Below are 24,785 nucleotides of genomic sequence, written 5' to 3'. Positions count from 1 at the left end.
ATGATCTGTTCTCCGCTTCGCCTCGCCTGTCTGGCCCTGGCCCTGCTGGCGCCCATCGCCGCGCACGCGCAGACCGCCAGGAAGCCCCATATCCTCTACATCATCGCGGACGATCTCGGCTTTGCCGATGTCGGCTTCCGCAGCCCGGAGATCGCGACACCGACGATCGACCAGTTGGCCCGCGAGGGCGCCGAGCTGCAGCAGTTCTACGTCCAGCCGATGTGCACGCCGACGCGGGCGGCTCTCATGACCGGGCGCTACCCGATGCGCTACGGGCTGCAGAGCTTCGTCATCCTGCCCGAGCAGAGCTATGGCATTCCGCTCGACGAGAAGCTGCTGCCGCAGATCCTGAAGGAAGCGGGCTACAGCACCGCGATCATCGGCAAATGGCATCTCGGCCACGCCGACCGCAAGCTCTGGCCGAAGCAGCGCGGGTTCGACTACCAGTATGGCGCGCTGATCGGCGAGATCGACTACAACACCCACAAGGTGCACGGCGTCACCGACTGGTATCGCAACAACCGCAAGCTCGACGAGCCCGGCTATGTGACCACCCTGCTCGGGAAGGATGCGGTCCGCCATATCCGGCAGCATGATCCGGCCAAGCCGCTGTTCATGTATCTCGCCTTCACGGCGCCCCACACGCCCTTCCAGGCGCCCAAGGCGTATGTCGACCGGTTTGCGTCGATTGCCGATCCGAACCGCCGGACCTATGCGGCGATGATCAATGCCATGGACGAGCAGATCGGCGCCGTGCTGGCCGAACTCTCGCGCAAGGGCATGCGGGAGGACACGCTGGTGATCTTCCACAGCGACAATGGCGGCGTCACCTCGGCGACCTTCGCAGGTCAGATCGAGACGAAGGGCCAGCTGCCGGCCCGCAACACGCCGCTCCGCAACGGCAAGGGCTCGCTGGACGAAGGCGGCACGCGCGCGGTCGCGCTCGCGAACTGGCCCGGCCGGATCAAGCCCGGCAAGGTCGATCAGCCGATGCATGTCGTCGACATGCTGCCCACCCTGGCAGGACGCGCCGGTGCGTCGCTGTCGGGTACAAAGCCGCTCGACGGCGTCGATGTCTGGCAGACGCTCAGCCAGGGCGCGCCCTCGCCGCGGACGGAGATCGTCTACAATGTCGAGATGTTCAGGGCTGCCCTGCGTCAGGGCGACTGGAAGCTGAACCTGCGCGCGACCCTGCCGACGAAGGTCGAGCTCTACAACATCGCGAAAGACCCCGGCGAGACGACCAATCTGGCTGCGGAGAACGCGCCGCTGGTTGCAGCGCTGCAGAAGCGGATCGACGACCTCTCCAAGGAGATGAAGCCCTCCCTGTTCTTCCAGGAGACCTTCAGATCCTATCTCGGGCGGCATGCGCCCGGCCCCGTCTTCCCCAATGACGATGCCTTCTTCACCCAGGGCGACTGACGCTGCTGCGCCAGCGTGGATCGAACGGGTCACAAGTTTCGAATTGCGACGCCACGCAGCATCGGCATGATGTGGACTCGCTCCTTCCCGACGGAAGGAGCGGGTTTTCTGTTCGTCGACGGTCGTCGGAGAGCATCATGTCACGCGCGGCCGCCCGGGCGACCCTTCTGCACATGCTCCCGGGGCATCTCGCGGCCGTTGGGGAGGCCCCGGAACGGGTCCTGAACCGGGCCGGCCTCAGTGTCGAGGATGTCGAAACCGGGCGGATCGTGCCACGCGCCCAGATCCATCACGCCCTCGCACTGGCCGCACGGCATCTGGGTGTCGCCGAACTCGGGCTCGCGCTCGGTGGCAGCGCGGACGCAGCAAAGCTCGGCCCGATCGGGCATGCCCTGGCCGCCGGCCATTCCGCCGAGGCCTGCCTGCAGGCCCACATCGCCGCGATGCCGACCTTGCAGTCGCATGTCACGCTGCAGTTTCTCAAGCAGGGCCCGGACGCCGTCATGATCCACGGGCTGATCGGCGACGACGAGACGGCCTGGCTGCTCTACGAGGGCGCGGCTGCCTTCCATGTCTTCATGCTGCGCCATCTCCTCGGCGCCGACTGGGTGCCTGACAGAGTGGTCTTTCCCCATGCCTGCAAGGGCCGTCGCACGGCCTATGAGGACTGGTTCCAGGCTCCCGTCGCGTTCGGCAGCGGCTCGCAGGTCCGGATCCACATGCAGCGCGCGGCTCTCGCCAGCCCGCTCCGAGCGGCCCACTTCGCTGGCGACATCCCAGGTCCATCGAACGCTGCAGCCAAGGTCGGAACCGTCCGGCTCGGGGCGAGTGAGACCCGGACCGCCGTGGACCGCATCATCCGGTCCAGCCTGCCGGACGGGCCCGCGACACTCCGGCAGGCGGCCGAGATCCTCGGCCAGTCGGCACGCACGGTCCAGAGGCGCCTGGCCGATGACGGCACCGACTACGAAACCCTGGTCGACGACTGCCGGAGGGCGAAGGCGCGGGTGCTTCTCGCGCGGCCCCGTGCCAGCGTGACCGCCGTCGCCATGGAACTGGGCTACTCCGACGCGGCCCATTTCAACCGGGCCTTCCGGCGCTGGGAGGGCGGATCGCCTCAGGATTTTCGCCGGACGCTCAACGGGATGCCGGGCCGGAGCGAACCGTCGCCGGGCTGACGCCCAAGGCGAGCCAGGTCTTCATCCCGCTCGATCGGCTCCGTTCATGTCGCTTCCGCGCCCCGTCGCGCCGGACCCGATGTTGTCCGGTCGCATCACCTTCCGGTTGGGCACGGATGCCGACTGCCCGTCTCCCGACCGAAGCGGCAGAGCGACCCTGTCACGCCCGGACAGGATCCGCCCTCAGGTATCCACGGTCGCGTTCAGCGCGTTGGTCTGGATGAATTCGCGGCGCGGCTCGACGACATCGCCCATCAGCTTGACGAAGAGATCGTCGGCCTCGTCGTTCTGGTCGTTCTTAACCCGCAGCAGCGAGCGGACGTCGCGATCCAGCGTGGTCTCCCAGAGCTGTTCCGGGTTCATCTCGCCCAGGCCTTTGTAGCGCTGCAGCGTGACGCCCTTCTTGCCGATCGCGGTGATGGCTTCGAACAGCCCGGTCGGCCCGTTGACGGCATGGTCGTCGCCCTTGCGGCTGAGGACGCCGGGCCGCGAATAGGCCTCCTGGAGCGAGACCGACGCGGCATCGAGCTTGCGCGCCTCCGCGCTGGCGAGCAGACCGGCATCGACGGTCGCGACCTGCTTGACGCCGCGCACCATGCGCGAGAACTGGAAGCCGCCCTCGGCGACCTTGCCCTCCCAGCCCCGCTCGAGCTCGTCGGAGATCGCGTCGAGACGGGCGGCGACCTTCACCGCGGCAGCCTGGGCCTGCGCCTCGTTCTCCTCGGAGACCGGACGCAGCGCGCCCGCGATCGCCATCTGCTCGACGACCCGCCGGTCATAGCGCGAATGCAGCTGTCCCAGCGTGAAGCGGATGCCGCGCGCCTCCTCGATCAGCCCGCGCAGATCGGAACCGCCACGCTCGACGACGCTCCCGCCCCCGGCCATGCCGGTCTTGAAGACGGCGCCATCGAGCGCGGTCTCGACGAGGTAGTCCTCCAGCGCGCGCTCGTCCTTGAGGTAGACATGGCTCTTGCCGCGGGCCGCCTTGTAGAGCGGCGGCTGGGCGATGAAGAGATGGCCGCGCTCGATCACCTCCGGCATCTGCCGGTAGAAGAAGGTCAGCAGCAGGGTGCGGATGTGGGAGCCGTCCACGTCCGCGTCGGTCATGATGATGATCTTGTGGTAGCGCAGCTTCTCGATGTTGAACTCCTCGCGGCCGATGCCGGCGCCGAGCGCCGTGATCAGCGTGCCGACCTGGTCGGAGGAGAGCATCTTGTCAAAGCGCGCGCGCTCGACGTTGAGGATCTTGCCGCGCAGCGGGAGCACCGCCTGGTATTCACGCGCGCGGCCCTGCTTGGCGGAGCCGCCGGCCGAGTCACCCTCGACGATGAAGAGTTCGGACTTGGCCGGGTCGCGCTCCTGGCAGTCCGCCAGCTTGCCCGGCAGCGAGGCGATGTCGAGCGCGCCCTTGCGGCGGGTCAGGTCGCGGGCCTTGCGGGCGGCCTCGCGGGCAGCCGCAGCCTCGGCGACCTTGCCGACGATGATCTTGGCCTCGTTGGGGTTTTCCTCGAGCCAGGTCGCGAGCGCCTGGTTGACGACGTTCTCGACGACCGGGCGCACCTCGGAGGAGACCAGCTTGTCCTTGGTCTGGGAGGAGAACTTCGGATCCGGGACCTTGACCGAGACGATCGCGGTCAGCCCCTCGCGGCAATCGTCGCCGGTGAGCGAGACCTTCTCCTTCTTGGAGATGCCGGAGCTTTCGGCATAGCCGGTGACCTGGCGCGTCAGCGCGGCGCGGAAACCGGCGAGGTGGGTGCCGCCGTCGCGCTGCGGGATGTTGTTGGTGAAGCAGAGCACGTTCTCGTGGTAGCTGTCGTTCCACCAGAGCGCGACGTCGACGGTGATGCCGTCCTTCTCCGCCGACAGCATGATCGGGGCGGAGACGACCGGTGTCTTGGCGCGGTCGAGATAGCGCACGAAGGCCTCGACGCCGCCCTCATACATCAGCTCCTCGCGCACCACCTCGGCGCGGCGCGCATCGGTCAGCACGATGCGGACGCCGGAGTTGAGGAAGGCGAGCTCGCGCAGGCGATGTTCGAGCGTCTTGTAGTCGAACTCGATCATCGTGAAGGTTTCTTGGGACGGGGTGAAGGTCACCTCCGTGCCGCGCTTGTCGCCGGCCGGCCCGACGACCGCGAGCGGCGCGACCGCATCGCCATGGCGGAACTCCATGAAGTGCTCGTTGCCGCCGCGCCAGATCCGCAGCTTCAGCGAAACCGAGAGCGCATTCACCACGGAGACGCCGACGCCGTGGAGGCCGCCCGAGACCTTGTAGGAATTCTGGTCGAACTTACCGCCGGCATGGAGCTGGGTCATGATGACCTCGGCCGCCGAGATGCCCTCTTCGGTGTGAATATTGGTGGGGATACCGCGCCCGTTGTCGGTCACGGTGACCGATCCTTCGGCGTTCAGCGTCACCGTGACGAGATCGGCATGGCCGGCGAGCGCCTCGTCGATCGCGTTGTCGACGACCTCGTAGACCATGTGATGCAGGCCCGAGCCGTCATCGGTGTCGCCGATATACATGCCCGGGCGCTTGCGCACCGCATCCAAGCCTTTGAGAACCTTGATGGAATCGGCGCCGTAAGCGGCGTCTTCAAGGTCGCGGGCAGCATCGCTCATGTCGTCGTCCTTCAGCGGGCGCGCGGCGCCCGCAGTGATCTTGATTCGTTGGCGCGACTATAGCGCCCGAGTGCGGCTTTTTCACGCGTGTGCGCGCGTACACGCGTGGGGCGGCCCGGATCAAGGGTGGAAGGCGGCGATCGCCTCCAGAAAGGCCTCGCCATACTGGGCCAGCTTGCGCTCGCCGACGCCCTCGATGGCGCGCATCTCCTCCAGCCCCACCGGCCGGGCTCTCGCCATCGCGATCAGCGTGCGATCGGTGAAGATGATGTAGGCGGCCACGCCCTCTTCCCTCGCCAGGGAGAGGCGCAGCTGCCGCAGATGCTCGAACAGCCCGGCAGTGCCCTCGTCGAGGCCGTCGGCACGGGCCTGCTCGCGCCCGGAGCGGCGGCTGCGACGGTCGGCGAAGGGGTCGGCCCGCAGCGCGATCGCCTCGCGCCCGAACAGGATGTCCTCGCCCTTCCCCGTCAGGCAGAAGCCGCCATGCTCGACGCTGGCTTCGGCGAGCGCGCCCGCGGCGAAGAGCTTGCGGGTCAGCGCCGTCCAGGCGCTCTTGGGCTTGTCCTGGCCGACGCCGAAGGTCTTCAGCCCATCATGGTTCTGGCGGCGGATGGCGTCGGTCGCGGTGCCCGTCAGGATGTCGGCGAGATGGGCGGCACCGAAGCGCTGGCCCGAGCGGGCGACGGCCGAGAGCAGCTTGCGCGCATCGAGCGTGGCATCCGTCAGTTCGGGCGCATCCGCCCCGCAGAGATCGCAGCGGATCGGCGCCTTGCCATGCCGGCAGCTTTGCGTCTCCTCGCCGAAATAAGAGAGCAGCGCGCTGCGGCGGCAGAGCGCGGATTCGCACAGCTCGATCATGGCGTTGAGGCGCTTGTGCTCGATGCGGCGGCGCTCGTCGTCGATCGCCTTCTCGTCGATCTGGCGGCGGCGCAGCGCCATGTCGTCGATGCCATAGAGCGTCAGCGTGTCGGCCGGCAGCCCGTCGCGCCCGGCCCGGCCGATCTCCTGGTAGTAGCTCTCGATCGAACCCGGCATGTCGGCATGGACGACGAAGCGGACATCGGGCTTGTTGATGCCCATGCCGAAAGCGATGGTGGCGCAGACCACGACGCCATCCTCCTGCAGGAAGATGTCCTGGTTGCGGTTGCGCAGCCCCTGCTCCATGCCGGCATGATAGGCCAGCGCATTCCAGCCCTTCTCGCGCAAGCCTTCGGCAAGCTTTTCGGTGCGGCCGCGCGACGAGCAGTAGACGATGCCCGAGCCGCCGCGGTGGCTGCGCAGGAACTCGTCGATCTGGCGGCGCGGCTGGTCCTTGGGTGCGAAGGCGAGCTTGAGGTTCGGCCGGTCGAAGGAATGCACCACCAGATGCGGCGGCCGCGGAAAGAGCTGCTGGGCGATGTCCTCGCGCGTCTGCCGGTCGGCTGTCGCGGTCAGCGCCGTCACCGGCACGCCGCCCAGCGCCTCGCGCGTCTTGGCGAGCAGCCGGTATTCGGGCCGGAAATCATGACCCCATTGCGAGACGCAATGGGCTTCGTCGATGGCCAGCCGCGTCACGCCGAGACGACGCAGCCGGCCGACCAGCCCTTCCCCCGCCAGCCGCTCGGGCGAGACGAAGAGCAGGCGCAACTCGCCTGAATTGAGCTTGTCCCAGGCCTCGGCCGCCTCGCTTTCGCTGTTCATCGAGTTCAGCGAGGCGGCCGCGACGCCCGCCCGCGTCAACTGCCCGACCTGGTCGCGCATCAATGCAATCAGGGGCGAAACCACGAGCGTCAGACCGCCCGCGACCAGCGCGGGGAGCTGGTAGCACATCGACTTGCCCGAGCCCGTCGGCATCACAGCGAAGACATCGCGGCCCGCGAGCGCGGCCTCGATCACCTCCCATTGGCCCGGGCGGAAATCATCATAGCCGAAGACGGATTTGAGGATCGCGCGGGCGTCTGATTCGAAGGGCTGCGGCATGGAGAGGGTTTGCCCGAGGCGCGCCCCGATGGCCAGTCCCGCCGGCCGCTCAGCCCGCGTCGCGGATGACCGGCCCGTTGCGCTCGGCGCGAACCTGGGCGATCTCGCCGAGGAACCCGGCGATCGAGCGTTCCAGTTCCTGAGCGCGGCCCAGAGCGGCCTGGACCCGATCATCGGTCTGCGTCGCCAGCGTGGCGGCCTCGCCGGCCAGACCCTCGACGAGCGCCGCATGGCGGGCGATCGCATCGACGCCGAGCGACGACGTCTCGGCCTGTGCCGCGACCAGTTCGATGCGGCCATGCTGATCGGCCGTCGACGCCGCGACGAGGCGAGCGCTCGTCTGCATGGCCAGGACGGTCTGGGCCAGCTGGCCGACGGCCTCGTCGATCGCCTGGCTCGCCGTAACGACCTCCTCGATGCCCTGCCGGATGGTCTCGGTCGCCTGATTGGTCGCGGTCGCGAGCGACTTGACCTCGGCGGCGACCACGGCGAAGCCGCGGCCCGCCTCTCCGGCCCGGGCCGCCTCGATGGTCGCGTTGAGGGCAAGCAGATTGGTCTGCGCCGCGAGGCTGCGGATCAGCTCGACGACATGGCCGATGCGGCTGTTCGCCTGGCGCAGCATGGCGACATTGCCGGCGATCCCCTCGCAACCGGCCTCTGCCTGGTCGGCGGCCCGGCTCGACTGCGCGGTTTCGACCGAGATGTCCGCGCAGGAGGCGCCGAAGGAGCGGGTGGCGGCGACAATCTCCATCACTGATGCGGCCACCTGCTCGGGCCGCCGCTGGGTTTCGGCCACGGCGCGCAGGGTCTGGCCGGCCTTGGCCGACATCTGCGTCGAAAAGCCCGAGACATCGCCCAGGCTGAGCTCGATGGCGGAGATCCGCTCGGCGATGCCGTTGCGAAAGGCCTGCTCGACCTGCCGGAGCCGATCCGCGGTGCGGGCCTCGATCGCCCCGTCGAACTGCGCGATCGAATAGCTCATGTCGGTCAGCATCAGCTTGGCGAAGACCTGCAAGGCCGTGTCGACCTTGCCCCAGCGGCGTTTCCACTTCGCGACGATGACGGGCAGGAAGTGCGAGAAATCGGCCAGGAAGAACAGCGGATAGTCCGACAGCTCGATGCCGTTGCGGTTGGCCCGGGCCACGATGCGCTGCTTGGCGGCGATGTATGCCTCGCCGAATTCCAGCCCGAACAGCAGCCTGTACTTGGTCAGCTCGTCCTGCCGGAGTTCGGGATCCCTCTCGCGCTTGTCGAGCCCTGTCTGGATGCCCTGGAGCTGGTCGATCGACGCGCCGAAATGCGGGGAGAGCACGGCCAGCAAGCGGCTCGCGATCTCCTTCTCCGACGCCGAAAACATCGTCCGTGAAGGCTGCATGGCCGCGATCACTGGCATAAAATGGTTAACCGCCGATCAACCATGACGCCGCGTCCGCCGGGACTTGCACGCTTCAGGCGAGATCCTCGATCCGGCCGGCGGTGACGGCGAGCCGCTGCGACCCCGCCGGCAGATCGGTAAACAACGTCGGGTCGGCGCCTGTCATCCAGACCTGGCAACCGAGCGCCATCAGGCCCTCATAGAGCGCCGCCCGGCGGCGCGGATCGAGATGGGCGGCGATCTCGTCGAGCAGGACGAGGGGTTTAAGCCCGCTCATCGCCGCGACCAGCCGCGCATGGGCCAGGACGAGGCCGATCAGCAGCGCCTTCTGCTCGCCGGTCGAGCCCTGGCCGGCGGGGATGTTCTTGGGACCGTGGCGGACCTCGAGATCGGAGGTCTGCGGGCCGGCGAGCGTGCGCCCGGCGGCGCGGTCGCGGGCCCGGCCCTGGCGCAGCAGGTCGCGATAGCCATCCTCCGCGTCGAGAGCGGCGTGGCGCGCGACCAGGAGGTCGATCTCGCCCGAGAGCGCGATTCCGGCATGGGGGAAGGGCGAGGCCTCGTCGCGGCTCTCGGCGATGATGGCCGAAAGCCTCGCCACCGTCTCGGCGCGGGCGGCGGCCACCGCGACGCCGAGTTCGGCGATCTCGCGCTCGACCGCATCGAGCCACTGCGTCTGGTGCGGGCTCTCCTCGAGGATGCGGTTGCGCGAGCGCAGTGCGCGTTCGAGCGCGTTCGAGCGGGTCGCATGGGCGGGGTCGACCGCCAGCACCAGCCGGTCGAGGAAGCGGCGGCGGTCGCCGGCGGCTCCGCGGAACAGCCCGTCGAGATCCGGCGTCAGCCAGACGACGCGCAGGTGCTCGCTGAAGGCGAGCGCCGAGCCCGCGGACACGCCGTCGATGCGGGCGAGGCGCGCGCGCTTGCCCTCCATGTCGGCCGGACCCAGCCCAACCCCGAGCCGGGCCCCGTCCTGCGCCAATGCCACCGAGACGGCGAAAGCGCCCTCACCCTCCTGGCGGGCCATCTCCGCGAGGTCGGCCCGGCGCAGGCCGCGGCCCGGCGTGAAGAGCGAGAGGGCCTCGAGGATGTTGGTCTTGCCTGCGCCGTTCTCTCCGACGAGCGCAACGATTTGGCCCCCGACCGTGAGATCGAGGGCCTCGTAGGAGCGGAAATCCTGCAGGATCAGGCGCGCGACGGCGGCCACGGCGGGAGAACGCCTAGACGCGCATCGGCATCAGCACATAGAGCGCGGAAGCCCCCTCGCGATCCTGGATGACCGTCGGCGAGCCCGGATCGGCCAGCTTGAGCAGGGCGGTGTCGCCGTCGAGCTGGGCGGCGATGTCCATCAGGTAGCGCGCGTTGAAGCCGATATCGAGCGGGCTCGAATCATAGTCGACCTCGATCTCCTCGGTCGCCGAGCCGGAATCGGGGTTGGTGACCGAGAGCGTCATCCGGCCATCGGCCATGGAAAGCTTCACGGCGCGACCACGCTCCGACGAGATCGTCGAGACGCGATCGACGGAGGCGGCGAAATCGCCCTTGTCGACGGTCAGACGCTTGTCGTTGCCGCTCGGGATGACGCGCTGATAATCGGGGAAGGTGCCGTCGATCAGCTTCGAGGTCAGCACCACCGCGGCGGTGGCGACCCGGATCTTGGTGGCGGAGAGCTCGATCGTGACCTCGCTCTCGCCGTCCTCCAGCAGCTTCTGGATCTCGGCGACAGCCTTGCGCGGCACGATCACGCCGGGCATGCCGACCGAGCCCTGCGGCGCGGCGGTGTCGACGCGGGCGAGGCGGTGGCCGTCGGTCGCCACCGCACGCAGCATCGGGCGGCCGTCGACATCGATGGTGTGGAGATAGATGCCGTTGAGATAGTAGCGCGTCTCCTCGGTCGAGATCGCGAACTGGGTCTTGTCGATCAGGCGCTTGAACTCGCCGGCCGGCAGCCTGAAGCTGTGCGCCATCTCGCCGGCGGTAATGTCGGGGAAATCGCTCTCGGGCAGGGTCTGGAGCTGGAAGCGCGAGCGGCCCGAGCGCAGGACGAGCCCGGTGTCGCCGGTGGTCTCGAGCGAGACCTGGGCCCCGTCGGGGAGCTTGCGGACGATGTCGTAGAGGGTGTGAGCGGGAACCGTGGTGGCGCCCGGCTCGGGCACGTCGGCCGCGACCGTCTCGACCACCTCGATGTCGAGATCGGTCGCCTTCAGCTTCAGCCCCGCCTCCGTCCCGCTCAGCAGCAGGTTCGACAGGATCGGGATCGTGTTCCGGCGCTCCACGACGCGATGCACATGGCCAAGCGACTTCAGCAGGGTGGAGCGTTCGACAGTGACCTTCATTTTCAGTCTTCTGGCGTCTCTGCGCCCGCAGCGAATGCGCGAGCCTCATGAATGGCCCGCGACATTGCCGGAGGCCAGCGCAGGGCGCAAGGGCACCGCGCCGGCAACCACAGCCAAAATGACGCGCTGCGAAAGCCGGTAGCGGGCGCCTTACTCCTGCAGCATGCGCTTGAGGAGATCGACCTCGTCATGCAGCGAGCGATCCTCAGCGATCGCCTTCTCGATCTTGCGGACCGCATGCAGCACCGTGGTGTGATCGCGCCCGCCGAAGCGACGCCCGATCTCCGGCAGGGAGCGCGGCGTCAGCGCCTTGGCCAGATACATCGCGATCTGGCGCGGCTTGACCACGGCGGCCGTACGGCGCTCGGAGAGGATGTCGGCCCGGCTGACATTGTAGCGGGTCGCGACGAGCTTCTGGATGTCCTCGATCTTGACGCGGCGCGGCTCGCGGGTGCGCACCAGATCGCGGATCGCAGCCTCCGCCGTCTCGAGCGAGACCGGCTGGCCCGACAGCGTCGCATGGGCGAGCAGACGGTTGGCGGCGCCATCGAGATCGCGGCCATTGGTGGCGACGACGCGCGCGACATAGGCGATCACGTCCGGATGGACCTGAAAGTTCGGATGGGCCGCCTGCAGGGTCTCCAGCCGGTTCCCGAGAATCTTCGCACGCAGCGCCTCGTCGAGATCGCCGACCTCGACCACGAGGCCGCCGCCGAGCCGCGAGCGGATGCGTTCGTCCAGCGCCTCCAGATCATTCGCCATGCGGTCGCCGGCGACGACGATCTGCTTGCCGGCATCGATCAGCGCGTTGATCGTGTGACCGAACTCCTGCTGGATCGACTTGCCCTGGATGAACTGGACATCGTCCACGACGAGGAGGTCGATGCCCCGCAGCTTCTCCTTGAAGGCGAGCGCGGTCTGCGACTTCAGCGCGGCGACGAAGCCGTACATGAAGCGGTCGGCGGTGAAATAAGCGACGCGCTTGCCCTGGCTGCGCGCCTCCTGGGCGATCGCCTGCAGGAGATGCGTCTTGCCGAGGCCGACACCGGCATGGATGTAGAGCGGATTGTAGGGGCTGCTGCCGGCCGGGGCCGCCGCGATGCGCTCGGCGGCGGCGAAGGCGAGCTGGTTGGACTTGCCGACGATGAACGCCTGGAAGTTCATGCGCCGGTCGAGGCTTGTGCCACAGGCGTCGACGAGATCGCGCTCGCCGGCCTCGGCCGGGGCCGCGCCGGGCTGAACGGGCTTGGGCTCGGCGGCGGGGGCCGGCGCCGGCTGGCGACCGCGCAGCGGCACGATCTCGGCCGGCTGCTGCATCAGCTCGCGGGAGACCGGGCGCACCGACAGAATGATGCCGTTGAGGCCCGGCAGTTCGGCCATGCAGTTGACCCGCAGCCGCTCGGCATAATGCGCCTCCAGCCAGCTCTTGAGGAAGCGTGTCGGGACAGTGAGATAGGCCACGCCGTCGACGATGTTGCCGAGCTCGACGCGCGCAAACCAGCTCGAGAACACATCCTCGCCGAGCTCGGCCCGCAGGCGCCGCCGCACCCGGTCCCAGGCCTCGGCCGAACTCGCCTGCAACGCGACCGCCTCCCGCTCCACCGGCCGGGCCTGCTCCACCGCAACCACCACGCTCAACGCCGACACAACCTCCACCGTTTCGTCCATCCGCCGCCGCTCGAACATCGTCTGCCCCATTTCTTCAGTCATGCCCGCGCCTGATCCGTCCGCCGCGAGGCGAACCGGACCGGAGCTGTTCTTTCCGGTCATGGCTCAGGGTTCCCGCAAACGTGACCGTCCGCGGGCTTCCCCCGATCCAATCTGATCGATTACGCTTTCAAGGCTCGTCGCAGGACGAAACCGCACTTCATCTCAATCTCAGAAGACAAAGAGCCGCATCCTCCAACCTCCGGGTCGCGAGCCAAAGAGCGTTCATCTTGTGGAAACACCGGGTGGCCATCGCTGTCCGTCCGGCGTTGAAAAAGACCTTACAGGGCGCTCTCGAAGGGGGGCAATACGTCCTCTTCGCGATGCCCGAGAGTCACCCCCCGGACGGGCCCTACTGACCAACCGGCAGCCGGCTCGCAATTGGTTGGGGAACTTAAGATTTTCTTCATTCGGACGGGGCAGTCGGGCCCGCGATTCTTTTTTTTTCGCATGCCGGATCGAGTGCCCCGGAGTCGCCGCGATTCCCGAAGGCGCGATGCTTTGCCCGCTAACAGCTTGAGAAATCAGCGCTTTCCCTGCGCGGCTCCAGGGGGCCGCAAGGCCAATTCCGCGCCCTCAAAGGGTAGATAGAGTCAAGCCCGTAAAGGGTCGGAAACGTTGCGGAATCGCCTTGCCGCGGGGGCGTTTTCGACGATCGTTCCGATGTGGCAGAAGCGCAACAAGCCGGCATCGATCCAACGAAAAAGCCCGGCACGAGGCCGGGCTTTTCAGGGTCGAATTCGAACGCTCGCGCGAGCGAGATCAGGAGGCGAGAGCGCCGATCCGATGAGCCAGGCGCGAGACCTTCCGCGAGGCGGTGTTCTTGTGGACGATGCCCTTCTGGGCGGCCCGCATGATCTCCGGCTGAGCGGCCTTCAGAGCTTCGGCAGCGGCGCCCTTGTCGCCGGAGGCGATCGCCTCCTCGACCTTGCGCAGGAAGGTGCGCATCCGCGAGCGGCGCGCCTTGTTGACCTCGGTGCGGCGCTCGATCTTGCGCGTCGCCTTCTTGGCCGACGTCGTATTGGCCATCGGATACGTCCTCGTCTTCTGCATCGCGACCGGGCGCCTGGCATGATGCCGGCGGAACACGATCGCTACCGTGATGGAAATCCGCGAGCGATGGCCAGTGCTTGCGCAGGCCGTCGCGAGTGGGAGGCGTATAGTCGCAAGCTGGCGCGACGTCAACGCGCATTTGCTGGGGAGCCGGCGATTTCAGCCGGCGGGCGCGAGGAAGCGCGCATAGCTGCCGAGATCGACATTGCCGCCGCTGATGATGACGCCGACGCGCTGGCCCGCGACCGGCACGGCACCGGTGAAGGCCGCGGCGGCGGCGAGGCAACCGGTGGGCTCGACGACGAGCTTCATCCGCTCGGCGAAGAAGCGCATCGCATCGACCAGCGCCGCGTCGCTGACGGTGACGATGTCCTCGACCAGCGCCTGGATGATCGGGAAGGTGTAGTCCCCCAGGAACGGCGTCTGGGCGCCGTCGGCGATGGTCTTGGGCACGTCGATGCGGACGATCTTGCCCGAGCGCAGCGATTGCTGGCCGTCATTGCCGGCCTCCGGCTCGACGCCGAAGATGCGGCAGGTCGGGTTCAGCGCCTTGGCCGCGAGCGCGCAGCCGGCGAGCAGCCCGCCCCCGCCGAGGCAGACCAGCAGCATGTCGAGCGGGCCCGCATCCTCGATCAGCTCCTTGGCGGCCGTGCCCTGCCCGGCAATGACGTCGGGATGGTCATAAGGCGGGATCAGCGAGAGGCCGCGCGCCTGCGCCAGCTCGCGGCCGATGGCGAGCCGGTCCTGGGTGTAGCGGTCATAGGTCACGACCTCGGCGCCATAGCCGCGGGTGGCGGCGACCTTCGCCACGGGCGCATCGAGCGGCATGATGATCGTCGTGGGCACGCCGAGCAGCCGGCCGGCATAGGCGATGGCCTGGGCGTGGTTGCCCGAGGAGAAGGCGACGACGCCGGCCTTCTTCTGCTCCGGCGACAGCGCGGCGATGGCGTTGTAGCCGCCGCGGAACTTGAAGGCGCCCATGCGCTGCAGGTTCTCGGGCTTGAAGACGAGATTGGCGCCGGTGCGCTCATTGGCGGTGCGCGAAGTCAGCGCGGGCGTGTGATGGGCGACGCCCTTGAGCCGCGCGGCGGCGGCCTCGACATCGGCATATCCCGGCAGGACGAGACCGTCCGGGCTCTTGATCGTGAGGGTCATGTCGGTCTCAGCTGTTCTTGAAGGCGGGTTTGCGCTTCTCGGCGAAGGCGGCCATGCCTTCCTTCTGGTCGTGGGTGGCGAAGAGCGAGGAGAAGAGCCGGCGCTCGAAGCGCACGCCTTCGGCCAGCGTCACCTCGAAGGCGCGATTGACCGTCTCCTTGGCCATCAGCACGGAAGCCAGCGACTTGGCGGCAATCGAGTCGGCGGCCTTCATGACCTCCGTCATCAGATCGGCGAGCGGCACGATGCGGGCGACGAGCCCGGCGCGCTCGGCCTCGGTGGCGTCCATCATCCGGCCGGTGAGGCAGAGATCCATCGCCTTGGCCTTGCCGACCGCGCGGGTCAGCCGCTGCGTGCCGCCGGCACCCGGGATGACGCCGAGATTGATCTCCGGCTGGCCGAATTTCGCATTGTCGGCCGCGATGATGAAGTCGCACATCATGGCGAGTTCGCAGCCGCCCCCCAGCGCGAAGCCCGCGACCGCGGCGATGATCGGCTTGCGGCGCTGGCCGATCCGGTCCCAGTCGGCGAATTTGTCGTCGAGATAGGTCTCCGGATAGGTGCGATCCTGCATCTCCTTGATGTCGGCGCCGGCGGCGAAGGCCTTCTCCGAGCCGGTCAGGACGATGCAACCGATGCCGGGGTCGCGCTCGAAGCCGTCGAGCGCCGAATTGATCTCGGCGATGAGCTGGCCGTTCAGCGCGTTCAGCGCCTGGGGGCGGTTAAGCGTGACGAGCCCGACCTTGCCCTTCGTTTCGACGAGAATGGTCTCGTAAGCCATGGCGCCCTCCCGGATCTGCTCTGCGGGCAAGAGGTTTAGCCGGGCGCGCAGGCAGGGTCCATGCGCAGGATCGCACGGCGCGGTCGACGGAACGCGCCGCGCCAGCAGGGCGGGCGGCCTAGCGGCGCGGCAGCCCGGGCGGCGGAGCGGGGTTGGCCCAGCCGAGTGCGACCATGCGGCCGATCAGGCCGGGCGGGGCCCGGCGCGGGTCGCCGATGGTCCGAAGCGTCGCCTTGAGCTTCGCGATGCCCTGATCCATGCCGGTCGCGAGACGCTGGCCTGCGTTCTTGGGCAGGCGGTTGGTCGCGGCGAAGAGGATCTTGCGGTTGCGCGGCCCCAGCATGGTCTCGATGTCGGCGGCGACCTCCTCACAGAAGCGCTGCCGCCAACCGCGCTGGTCGTCCTTGAGACGGTATCCCGACCATCCGCGGTCGGGCTGGCCGGCCTTGTCGAGGGAACGGAATTCGGCCGCGCCGGCATAGGCGTCCATGCCGACGGGCCGCATGACGTTGTGCTGCAGACACAACCCCACATTGCCGGGATTGGTCAGGCGGCGCAGCCCCGGGTTGACCACCGGTTGATTGCTGAAGTCGAAGCGATCGTCATTGCCGTTGAAGGCATCGATGGCGAGGATCGCGCCGAGCTTTTCGAGCCCGCCCGGCGCCGTCAGCGCCGCCGCGATCGCACGGACGCCGCTCTTGTTGGCTTTGTCACGCGCCTCGGCGGCCGCGCCTTCCAGATTGATCAGGCCTTCGAAGAAGTTCGTCTTGACCCAGCTCACCCCGCCCGCAGGCTGCAGATCCCTCTCGAGGTCGTCGAGAGCGGTGTAATCCCCCCCGCCAAAGGGGTTCTCGTCGCCCTTCTCGCCTGCGACGAAGCGGGCGATCTCCCTGAGTTCGTTCGGCGTCAGGGGCCGCGTCGCCATCGTCCGGTCGACGGCCCGCATGTTGCGCAGCGCATGGACCATGTTGCGCGGATCATTGGGTTGGGGGGTGTTGTCACGCTTGACCACGATCTTCTCGATCGCGCCGACCAGGAGATAGACCGGGCGGTGCGTATCGAGCTTCTTCACGGCAAAGATGTCGTCGGCCATGATCTGGCCATTGACGTTCAAGCTCATTGTCCGCCCCCCATCACCGCCGATATCTGTGTCGCGGTCCGTGGAGTAAACTACACAGAAGCCACCAGCGATGTCTCGCAGGGAACAGCCGGTTCATCCGGCCGCCATGTTCACACATCTGTATTGTATCAGCCGACGAAATAACGTTTCCGGAAGCGCATTCCCCTGCGGCTTCAGAGACGAGAACCGAACCTCCAACTGCGTCATCCGGTCGGCACAGGGGGGTCATGGATCCGGCAGGGGGCCGAGCGCGTATTGTCGGGACAGCCACCGATCCCGCCGGAGGATTCCCTGATGCGCGCCCCGATCATCGCCCTCCTCGCCGGGCTCCTGCTCGCCGGCTGTGCTTCAGCGGGTCTCCAGAGCAGCAGTGCGCCGCAGCCCGCCAAGCCGGTCGCGGTCGAGCGGCTCTATACCGGGCTCTGGCATGAATTCGCGCGACGGCCGATGGCTCTGACCGATGGCTGCGTTTTCGCGACGACCGCCTACAGGCGCGACGCGCAGGGTCGGATCGATGTGCTCGATTCCTGCCGGATGGGAACGCTCGCGGGAGAGCTCAAGACGATCGGCGGGCCGGGCGAGATCCTCGACCCCGGCACCAATGCGAAGCTGCGCGTGACCTACACGCTCTTCGGCGTCGTGCCGATCGTGCGCGACTACTGGATCCTCGACCGCGCCCAGGACTACAGCTGGTTCATCTCGGCCGATCCGACCTTCACCTATCTCTACATCTTCGTGCGCGACCCGAAGATGAGCCCGGCGCTGCGCCGCCAGCTCGTCCAGCGCGCCGCCGCGCTCGGCTATGACGTGTCGAAGCTGGAATATCCGGAGTTGCCCCGGCGCTGAGGCCGGCCCTGCGCTTGGTCTCAGCGCCGCGGCGCGCGAGGCTGGCAGGTCTCGCAATAGAAGGTCGAGCGGCCGGACTGGACCAGCCGGGTGACGAGGCTGCCGCAGCCCGGCGCGGTGCAGGGCTGCCCCTCGCGGTCATAGACCTTGAAGCGGTGCTGGAAATAGCCGAGCGAGCCGTCGGCATGGGCGAAGTCGCGCAGGGTCGAGCCGCCCGACCGGATCGCCTCCTCCAGAACCTCGCGGATGATCTGCGCCAGCGCATGCGCCGCGGGGCGCGGCCGGCCGGTCGGCGTGGCGATCGAGCCGGCCTCGGCCTCAGGATGGAGGCCGGCGCGAAACAGCGCCTCGCAGACATAGATATTGCCCAAGCCGGCGACGAGGCGCTGGTCGAGGAGGGCCGCTTTCAGCGGCGCGAACTTGCCCGCGAAGAGCCGGGCCAGCGTCTCGCCGGAAAGCTCGTTGCCGAGCGGCTCGATGCCCATGCCGGCGAAGTGTTTGCAGGTCTCAAGCTCCTGGCGCGGCAAGAGATCCATGAAGCCGAAGCGACGGACATCGTTATAGGTGATGCGGGCCCCCGACCCCATGTGGAAGACGACATGGTCGTGGATCAGATGCCGGCCGATCTCGTTGTAATAGGCCCCCGGCTCGACCGGCGGGGTGCCTGGCGCCTCGACGACGAAGCGCCCGCTCATGCCCAGATGCATGATCAGCGCCTGCCCGTCGTCGAGATCGGCGATCAGATATTTCGCGCGGCGCGACAGGGCCTCGACGCGCCGGCCGGTGAGGCGCGCGGCGAAACGCTCCGGCAGCGGAAAGCGCAGATCCGGCCGGTTCTGCTCGACCCGCTGCAGCGTCTCGCCCAGCATGGCGGGCTCCAGCCCGCGCCGGACGGTCTCGACCTCGGGAAGCTCGGGCATTTCACTCACTCTCCGGTCGGCCTGCGTCGAGAGGGGCCGCGACAAGCCCCGCTCGTTTGGCTATGCATCGCCCCAGGCAAAGACAAGACAGATTGCACAGGATCGGACCGATCGTGACAGCAGCTTCCGACACCACCCATTTCGGTTTCGAGACCGTGCCGCTGGCCGAGAAGCAGGCCAAGGTCGACGACGTCTTCCACAAGGTCGCCGGCCGCTACGATCTGATGAACGACCTGATGTCGGCGGGGCTGCACCGGGCCTGGAAGAGCGCGCTGCTGACCGCCATCAACCCGCCGAAGGACCGGCCCTTCCGCCATCTCGACGTGGCCGGCGGGACCGGCGACGTCGCCTTCTCGGTGCTGGAGGCCGGCGGACCGCAGACGCAGGTCACGGTGCTCGACATCAACGCGGAGATGCTGAGCGTCGGGCGCGACCGGGCGGCCAAGCGCTTCCCCGACGACGACCGCATTGCCTTCGTGCAGGGCAATGCCGAGGCACTCGGCCTGCCCGACAACCATTTCGACGCCTATACGATCGCCTTCGGCATCCGCAACGTGCCGCGCATCGACAAGGCGCTGGCCGAGGCCTACCGGGTGCTCAAGCGCGGCGGGCGGTTCCTCTGCCTCGAATTCAGCCATGTCGACGTGCCCCTGCTGGACAAGGTCTACGAGGCCTATTCCTTCAACGTCATCCCGCCGATGGGGCGGATGGTGACCGGCGAGGCCGAGCCCTACCAGTATCTCGTCGAGTCGATCCGCAAGTTCCCGCGCCCCCAGGCCTTCGCCGGCATGATCGAGGCCGCCGGTTTCCGCCGGGCGAAGTTCACAGCCATGACCGGCGGCGTCGTGGCGCTGCATTCGGGCTGGAAGCTGTGAGGGAGCGCCTCGTGCCGTCCGCAGCCCTCATGGCTGCCCCATGATCTCCTCGCTCTTCCATCTCGCGCGCACCGCCCGCGTCGGCTTCGTTCTGGCGCGCGAGGGGGCGCTCGCCCTGGTCGACCCCTCCGTGCTGCCGCCGCTGGCGCGCGGGCTGATCCGGATCGGGCGGCTGATCGAGCGGCACGAGGCCGGCACCTCGGCGACAAGGCTCGCCGCGGCGCTGACCCGGCTCGGTCCGTCCTATGTGAAGTTCGGGCAGTTCCTGGCGACGCGGCCGGACGTGGTTGGCATGAAGATCGCCTCCGACCTCTCGGCCCTGCAGGACCGGATGCCGCCCTTCCCGATGGCGCAGGCCCGCGCCATCATCGAGGCTGCCCATGGCCGGCCGGTCGAGCAGGTCTTCGCCGCCTTCGGCGAGCCGGTGGCCGCCGCTTCGATTGCTCAGGTCCACCGCGCCCGGCTGAATGATGGCCGCGAGGTCGCGGTGAAGGTGCTGCGGCCGGGCATCCGCGACCGTTTCCAGCGTGATCTCGGCGCGATGCGCTTCGGCGCGGAGCTGGCCGAGCGGCGCTCGGCCGAGGCGCGGCGCCTGCGCTTCACGGGCGTGGTCGAGACGCTGGCGCGCTCGGTGACGATGGAGATGGATCTGCGGCTCGAGGCCGCCGCTCTGTCGGAATTCGCCGAGAACACCAAGGACGACGCCGATTTCCGCGTGCCCCAGCCCGATTGGCAGCTGACCGCACGCGAGATGCTGGTCGACGAGTGGATCGACGGGATCCGGCTGTCGGATGTCGAGGCACTGAAGGCCGCCGGCCATGACCTGCCGGCGCTGGGGCGGATCGTCATCCAGTCCTTCCTGAAGCATGCAATCCGCGACGGCTTCTTCCATGCCGACATGCATCCCGGGAACCTGTTCGTCGATGCGCAGGGCCGGCTGGTTGCGGTCGATGGCGGCATCATGGGGCGGCTCGGCCTGAAAGAGCGGCGCTTCCTCGCCGAGATCCTGCTGGGCTTCATCACCCGCGATTACCGCCGCGTCGCCGAGGTGCATTTCGAGGCCGGCTATGTGCCTGTTCATCACGACGTCGCCGATTTCGCCCAGGCGATCCGCGCCGTCGGCGAGCCCATCCACGACAAGAGCGCCGACCAGATCTCGATGGCGAAGGTGCTGACGCTGCTCTTCGAGATCACCGGCATGTTCGACATGGCGACGCGCACCGAGCTCGTCATGCTGCAGAAGACCATGGTGGTGGTCGAGGGCGTCGCCCGCACGCTCGATCCGCATCTCGACATGTGGAGCACGGCCGAGCCGGTGGTGCGCGACTGGATCACGCAGAATCTCGGCCCGCTCGGCCGGGTTCAGGAAGCCGGGCGCGGGGCCGGTTCCCTGCTGGGAAGCCTGTCGCGCCTGCCGGAGACGGTGACCCGGGCCGAGCGCGTGCTCGGCCAGCTCGAGGACGCCTCGCGCCATGGCTTCTCGCTCGACGAACGCAGCGTGGCCGCGATCGGCCGCGCCGAGGCGCAGCGCAACCGCTGGGGCAACTGGGCGCTCTGGGTCATCGCAGGCCTGCTCGCCTGGGCGGTGCTGGGGTAGGGAGGCAGGCCCCCCGCCATTGCGAGCGTAGCGAAGCAATCCAGCAGTGCACGCTCGGCGTCCCTGGATTGCTTCGTCGCTGCGCTCCTCGCAATGACGGTGGAGCTACCCGCAGTTCGCCCTGTCCGCAGGCATCTCGGCGCCGATCATCCAGTTCGTGCCGAAGCGGTCGCGCAGCATGCCGAAGCGGGGCGCCCAGAAGGTTTCCTCCATCGGCATCTGGATGATCGCGCCCTCGGAGAGGGCGGCAAAGAGGCGCTCGGCCTCGGCGATCTTGGGGACGTTGACGGACACCGAGACGCTGCGCATTGGGCCATCGCTGCGCTCGGGCGGGGCGTCGGAGGCCATCAGCATCTGGCCGTCGAGCTCGAGGCAGGCATGCATGATCTTGTCGACCCAGTGCGCAGCGACATGGGCTTCGGCCGGCGTGCCGCGATGGTCCATCATGGCGACGATCCGGCCGCCGAATATGGTTTCATAGGTGGTGAAGGCCTCGCGGCAGTTGCCGTCGAACATCAGATAGGGGGCGATCTTCATCGGTCTCTCCTGCGGACGGAAGCTGGCGATCAGGCGATGCGGCGGTATTGAGCCGTCATGAACTCGCTCCAGCCGCCTTGGCCGTCGGGCATGAAGGACGCCAGGATGCGGTGATCGGGCGAGACGAGGGTGATGACGTCGCGATAGGGGATGATGGCGCCGTCGCCCATCATGTTCGGGCCCGAGGATTCGAGCGTCAGCACGTTGGCGGCTTCGTCGAGGGTGCCCTCGTAGAGCCAGTGATGCGTCATCATCGAGCCGATGAAGCTGCCGACGAAGCGGCCCTTCGCGGGGTCGAAGCCCAGCGTCATCAAGGTCCTACCGGTCGTGCCGTCGGGCAGCTCGCCCTCGCCTTCGCCGAGCGTCCAGAGCCCGCCGAGCGAGCGCACGGTTTCCCGGCCCTTGGATTTCTGCCGCGGCTGGTCCGGCCCCATGGCACAGTCCATCTCCGAGGTCCATTCGCCGACGAGCTGCTGCAGCCAGTCATGTTCCTTCTGCGGCTTTGCGAACATGGGCATCTCCTCCTCGTAGCCTCGTTCTCGGGCTCGGCTTAAGTTAACTAATCGGTTTAGTAATGGGCGGTGATCTTCGAGTCAAGCCGAGGCCCCTGTCAGCCGCCGGCAGTTGTCACGCGAGGCAGCCCGCGGCTAAAGCTCGTGCGAACGAAAGGACGCTCCCGCCCATGACGTTCGAGACAGCCGCAAATCCCGCCGCCGCGATCGACCGGCTCGAACATCTCTATGGCGAGGCCCGGGCGGCGCTGCGCCGCGACCTGCAGCGCTTCTTCGACACGGGGCAGGCGCCGACGCCCGGCGAGCGCGCGGCTTACCGCTACCCGCTGCTGCGCGTGACCTATGAGCCGTCGCAGCTGCCCGCCGCGACCCGGCGCGGCTATGCCAAGTTCGCGGCGCCCGGCGTCTATTCGACCACGATCACGCAGCCGGCCGAGTTCCGCGCCTATCTGCTCGACCAGCTTCAGCCCCTGGTCGAGGAATACGGCGCGACGATCGAGACCGGCGTCAGTGATCAGGAGATTCCCTACCCCTATGCGCTCGACGGCGGCGACGAACTGGGCCGCGGCAAGGTCACGGCGGCCGAACTCGCCAGGCATTTCCCGACGCCGCTGCTCTCGCTGGTCGGCGACGAGATCGCCGACGGCACCTTCGACATCGTCGAGGGGCAGCCGCGGCCGCTCTCGCTGTTCGACGCGGTGCGGGTGGATTACTCGCTGCGCCGGCTGGTGCACTACACCGGCACCGACTGGCGGGCGGTGCAGCCCTGGGTGCTGCTGACCAACTACCACCGCTATGTCGACCAGTTCGTGCGGCTGGGGCTGGCCGAGATCGAGGCCGGCACGGCACAGGCGCTGGTGACGCCGGGCGGGGTGCGGATCGAGCGCGACGGGATCGATGTCAGCGCGGCGGAACGGGTGATGTCGGCGCCCTGGCACCGCTTCCAGATGCCGGCCTATCACCTGCTGCGCAAGAACGGGCAGGGCGTGACGCTGATCAACATCGGCGTCGGCCCCTCCAACGCCAAGAACATCACCGACCATCTGGCCGTGCTGCGCCCGCATTGCTGGCTGATGGTCGGCCATTGCGGCGGCCTGCGGCAGACGCAGATCATCGGCGACTATGTCCTCGCCCATGCCTATCTGCGCCAGGACGGCATCCTCGACGAGCTGGTGCCGCCGGACGTGCCCGTCCCCGCCCTGGCCGAGGTGCAGGTCGCCCTGCAGGAGGCCGCCGCCGAGGTGACGGGCGAGAAGGGCGACCATCTCAAGAACCGCCTGCGCACCGGAACGGTCGTGACGCAGGACGACCGCAACTGGGAGCTGCGCTGGACCAAGGAGCGCCGGCGGATCAACCTCTCGCGCGCCATCGCGGTCGATATGGAGTCGGGCACGATCGCGGCGCAGGGCTACAGGCTGCGCGTGCCCTACGGCACGCTGCTCTGCGTCTCCGACAAACCGCTGCATGGCGAGATCAAGCTGCCGGGCGCGGCCAACGCCTTCTACGAGCGCGCCGTCAGCGAGCACCTGCGGATCGGACTGGCAGCGCTCGAAAAGCTCAAGAAGGCTGGCTCGACCATCCATTCGCGCAAGCTGCGCAGCTTCGACGAGCCGCCGTTCCGGTAGAGCCCTCGCGATTTCCGAAAATCACGACGTCATCCCGGGCTTGCCCCGGGATCCATCGGAGGGCTCCGGATCTCTAGGATGGATCCCGGAGCGGCGCTGCTGCGCAGCTTGTCCGGGATGACGGCGTGGTTCCGAGGAAACCTAGACCGTGATCCGGTCGATCTCGGCGAGGTCGTCGACCGTCAGCGCCCAGTCGGCCGCCTTCACATTGGCGGCGATCTGCTCGGGCTTGGTCGCACCGGCGATGACGCTGGAGACGACCGGCTGGGCGGCGAGCCAGGAGAAGGCGAGTTCCACCGGCGTCCGGCCCCGCGCCTGGCAGAAATCGGTCAGCGCCTCGATCTTCGTCCAGTTCGCATCGCTGAAGATCTGGTCGGCACGCTCGGGCAGCTTGGTCAGGCGCGCGCCGTCGGGCATGGGGGCGTTGCGCTTGTACTTGCCCGTGAGGGCGCCGTTGGCGAGCGGGAAATAGGGCAGCAGGCCCATGCCGTAGTGCTGAAGCGCGGGGATCAGATCCTTCTCGGCGCCGCGCTTCAGCAGGCTATATTCGTCCTGCGCCGAGGCGAAGCCGGCGAGGCGCAGATCGCGCGCCGTCCAGTGCGCATCCGCAACCTGCCAGGCCGGCATGTTGGAGCAGCCGGTGTAGCGGACCTTTCCTTCAGTCACGAGATCCTCGAGTGCGCGCAGCGTCTCGTCGATCGGGGTCAGCGGGTCGGGCATGTGGAACTGGTAGAGGTCGATCCAGTCGGTCTTCAGCCGCGTCAAGGACTCCTCGACGGCGCTGAGGATGTAGCGGCGCGAGCCACCCTGCCCACCGTGGAACATGGTCATGCCGAACTTCGAGGCCAGCACGATGTCCTTGCGGCGCGCGCCCAAGACCTCGCCGAGCACACGCTCCGAGCCCGCCTTCTCGCCATAGATGTCGGCGGTGTCGAACAGGGTGATGCCATGCTCGATCGCGGCATCGACCACCCGGGCGGCCGCGGCATCGTCGATCCGGCCGCCGAAATTGTTGCAGCCGAGGCCGACGAGGGAGACGCGCAGGCCAGAGCGGCCGAGATTTCGGAACTGCATGGGGCTCTCCTGATCGGGAAGAGCCCAGAGGACCAGAGCCGGCTGGCCGTCACAAGGGCGCAGCGAGGCCTGCACCGCTGCGCCCAACGCAAGACGG

Annotated in this window: 20 protein-coding genes; 6 read left to right on the top strand and 14 right to left on the bottom strand. The window is 68.1% G+C overall.

All coding sequences use genetic code 11. The features are described from left to right. Positions 1 to 1,422 (top strand): arylsulfatase B, encoded by a 1,422-nt coding sequence (locus BSY19_RS05610; protein ID WP_069053285.1) that lies wholly within the window; start codon positions 1 to 3, stop codon positions 1,420 to 1,422. Positions 1,423 to 1,559: 137 nt separating this feature from the next. After that, on the top strand, positions 1,560 to 2,600 hold the full coding sequence (locus tag BSY19_RS05605) for an AraC family transcriptional regulator (RefSeq protein ID WP_069053284.1): 1,041 nt from the start codon (positions 1,560 to 1,562) through the stop codon (positions 2,598 to 2,600). Between the two features lie 183 nt (positions 2,601 to 2,783). Here BSY19_RS05605 and gyrB read toward each other — a convergent pair whose 3' ends face one another. From gyrB to BSY19_RS05555, 10 genes are all read right to left on the bottom strand, one after another. Then, a complete protein-coding gene (gene gyrB, locus BSY19_RS05600) occupies positions 2,784 to 5,222 on the bottom strand; it encodes a DNA topoisomerase (ATP-hydrolyzing) subunit B (protein WP_069053283.1) in 2,439 nt (812 codons plus the stop codon). Positions 5,223 to 5,342: 120 nt separating this feature from the next. Further along, positions 5,343 to 7,181 carry a DNA helicase RecQ gene (gene recQ / locus BSY19_RS05595; protein ID WP_069053282.1) on the bottom strand — a complete coding sequence of 613 codons (1,839 nt, stop codon included), beginning with the start codon at positions 7,179 to 7,181 and terminating at the stop codon, positions 5,343 to 5,345. 49 nt (positions 7,182 to 7,230) lie between these two features. Continuing rightward, positions 7,231 to 8,556 (bottom strand): methyl-accepting chemotaxis protein, encoded by a 1,326-nt coding sequence (locus BSY19_RS28560; protein WP_269466158.1) that lies wholly within the window; start codon positions 8,554 to 8,556, stop codon positions 7,231 to 7,233. Between the two features lie 73 nt (positions 8,557 to 8,629). Beyond that, positions 8,630 to 9,757, bottom strand: a complete 1,128-nt coding sequence (recF, locus tag BSY19_RS05585; protein ID WP_069053280.1) for a DNA replication/repair protein RecF — start codon at positions 9,755 to 9,757, stop codon at positions 8,630 to 8,632. 13 nt (positions 9,758 to 9,770) lie between these two features. Next, positions 9,771 to 10,886 (bottom strand): DNA polymerase III subunit beta, encoded by a 1,116-nt coding sequence (dnaN, locus tag BSY19_RS05580; protein WP_069053279.1) that lies wholly within the window; start codon positions 10,884 to 10,886, stop codon positions 9,771 to 9,773. A gap of 150 nt (positions 10,887 to 11,036) precedes the next feature. After that, the gene (dnaA, locus tag BSY19_RS05575; protein ID WP_236840476.1) at positions 11,037 to 12,596 is read right to left on the bottom strand and encodes a chromosomal replication initiator protein DnaA; all 1,560 of its coding nucleotides are present in this window, start codon (positions 12,594 to 12,596) and stop codon (positions 11,037 to 11,039) included. Between the two features lie 759 nt (positions 12,597 to 13,355). Continuing rightward, the gene (rpsT, locus tag BSY19_RS05570) at positions 13,356 to 13,622 is read right to left on the bottom strand and encodes a 30S ribosomal protein S20 (protein ID WP_069053278.1); all 267 of its coding nucleotides are present in this window, start codon (positions 13,620 to 13,622) and stop codon (positions 13,356 to 13,358) included. A 183-nt stretch (positions 13,623 to 13,805) separates the two neighbouring features. Then, entirely contained in the window at positions 13,806 to 14,801 is a 996-nt protein-coding gene (locus tag BSY19_RS05565) for a threo-3-hydroxy-L-aspartate ammonia-lyase (protein ID WP_069053277.1), read from the bottom strand. A gap of 7 nt (positions 14,802 to 14,808) precedes the next feature. Continuing rightward, positions 14,809 to 15,582 carry an enoyl-CoA hydratase gene (locus BSY19_RS05560; protein WP_069053276.1) on the bottom strand — a complete coding sequence of 258 codons (774 nt, stop codon included), beginning with the start codon at positions 15,580 to 15,582 and terminating at the stop codon, positions 14,809 to 14,811. A gap of 118 nt (positions 15,583 to 15,700) precedes the next feature. Beyond that, positions 15,701 to 16,702 (bottom strand): hypothetical protein, encoded by a 1,002-nt coding sequence (locus tag BSY19_RS05555; protein ID WP_069053275.1) that lies wholly within the window; start codon positions 16,700 to 16,702, stop codon positions 15,701 to 15,703. Positions 16,703 to 16,996: 294 nt separating this feature from the next. Here BSY19_RS05555 and BSY19_RS05550 point away from each other — a divergent pair, with 294 nt between their 5' ends. Beyond that, the gene (locus tag BSY19_RS05550; protein WP_069053274.1) at positions 16,997 to 17,548 is read left to right on the top strand and encodes a lipocalin family protein; all 552 of its coding nucleotides are present in this window, start codon (positions 16,997 to 16,999) and stop codon (positions 17,546 to 17,548) included. A 20-nt stretch (positions 17,549 to 17,568) separates the two neighbouring features. Here the strand turns inward: BSY19_RS05550 and mutM are convergent, their stop codons facing one another. Beyond that, the gene (mutM, locus tag BSY19_RS05545; RefSeq protein ID WP_069053273.1) at positions 17,569 to 18,468 is read right to left on the bottom strand and encodes a bifunctional DNA-formamidopyrimidine glycosylase/DNA-(apurinic or apyrimidinic site) lyase; all 900 of its coding nucleotides are present in this window, start codon (positions 18,466 to 18,468) and stop codon (positions 17,569 to 17,571) included. Between the two features lie 62 nt (positions 18,469 to 18,530). Between mutM and ubiE the strand changes: the two genes are divergently transcribed. Together ubiE and ubiB are read left to right on the top strand one after the other, a co-directional pair. Then, a complete protein-coding gene (gene ubiE, locus BSY19_RS05540) occupies positions 18,531 to 19,343 on the top strand; it encodes a bifunctional demethylmenaquinone methyltransferase/2-methoxy-6-polyprenyl-1,4-benzoquinol methylase UbiE (protein ID WP_083247413.1) in 813 nt (270 codons plus the stop codon). A gap of 40 nt (positions 19,344 to 19,383) precedes the next feature. Further along, complete coding sequence (gene ubiB, locus BSY19_RS05535; RefSeq protein ID WP_069053271.1) at positions 19,384 to 20,940, top strand: 2-polyprenylphenol 6-hydroxylase; 1,557 nt, start codon at positions 19,384 to 19,386, stop codon at positions 20,938 to 20,940. Positions 20,941 to 21,045: 105 nt separating this feature from the next. Here the strand turns inward: ubiB and BSY19_RS05530 are convergent, their stop codons facing one another. Then, complete coding sequence (locus BSY19_RS05530) at positions 21,046 to 21,477, bottom strand: VOC family protein (RefSeq protein ID WP_069053270.1); 432 nt, start codon at positions 21,475 to 21,477, stop codon at positions 21,046 to 21,048. Positions 21,478 to 21,506: 29 nt separating this feature from the next. Next, complete coding sequence (locus tag BSY19_RS05525; RefSeq protein WP_069053269.1) at positions 21,507 to 21,989, bottom strand: DUF1579 domain-containing protein; 483 nt, start codon at positions 21,987 to 21,989, stop codon at positions 21,507 to 21,509. Between the two features lie 170 nt (positions 21,990 to 22,159). Here BSY19_RS05525 and BSY19_RS05520 point away from each other — a divergent pair, with 170 nt between their 5' ends. Beyond that, the gene (locus BSY19_RS05520) at positions 22,160 to 23,614 is read left to right on the top strand and encodes an AMP nucleosidase (RefSeq protein ID WP_069053268.1); all 1,455 of its coding nucleotides are present in this window, start codon (positions 22,160 to 22,162) and stop codon (positions 23,612 to 23,614) included. Positions 23,615 to 23,755: 141 nt separating this feature from the next. Here the strand turns inward: BSY19_RS05520 and BSY19_RS05515 are convergent, their stop codons facing one another. Beyond that, complete coding sequence (locus BSY19_RS05515) at positions 23,756 to 24,688, bottom strand: aldo/keto reductase (RefSeq protein ID WP_069053267.1); 933 nt, start codon at positions 24,686 to 24,688, stop codon at positions 23,756 to 23,758. Positions 24,689 to 24,785: the final 97 nt, after the last annotated feature.

The sequence above is a fragment of the Bosea sp. RAC05 genome, assembly GCF_001713455.1.
In the GTDB taxonomy this organism is placed as follows: domain Bacteria; phylum Pseudomonadota; class Alphaproteobacteria; order Rhizobiales; family Beijerinckiaceae; genus Allobosea.
Note: the sequence above shows the minus strand (reverse complement) of the source record. Positions and strands in the feature narration are given on the sequence as shown.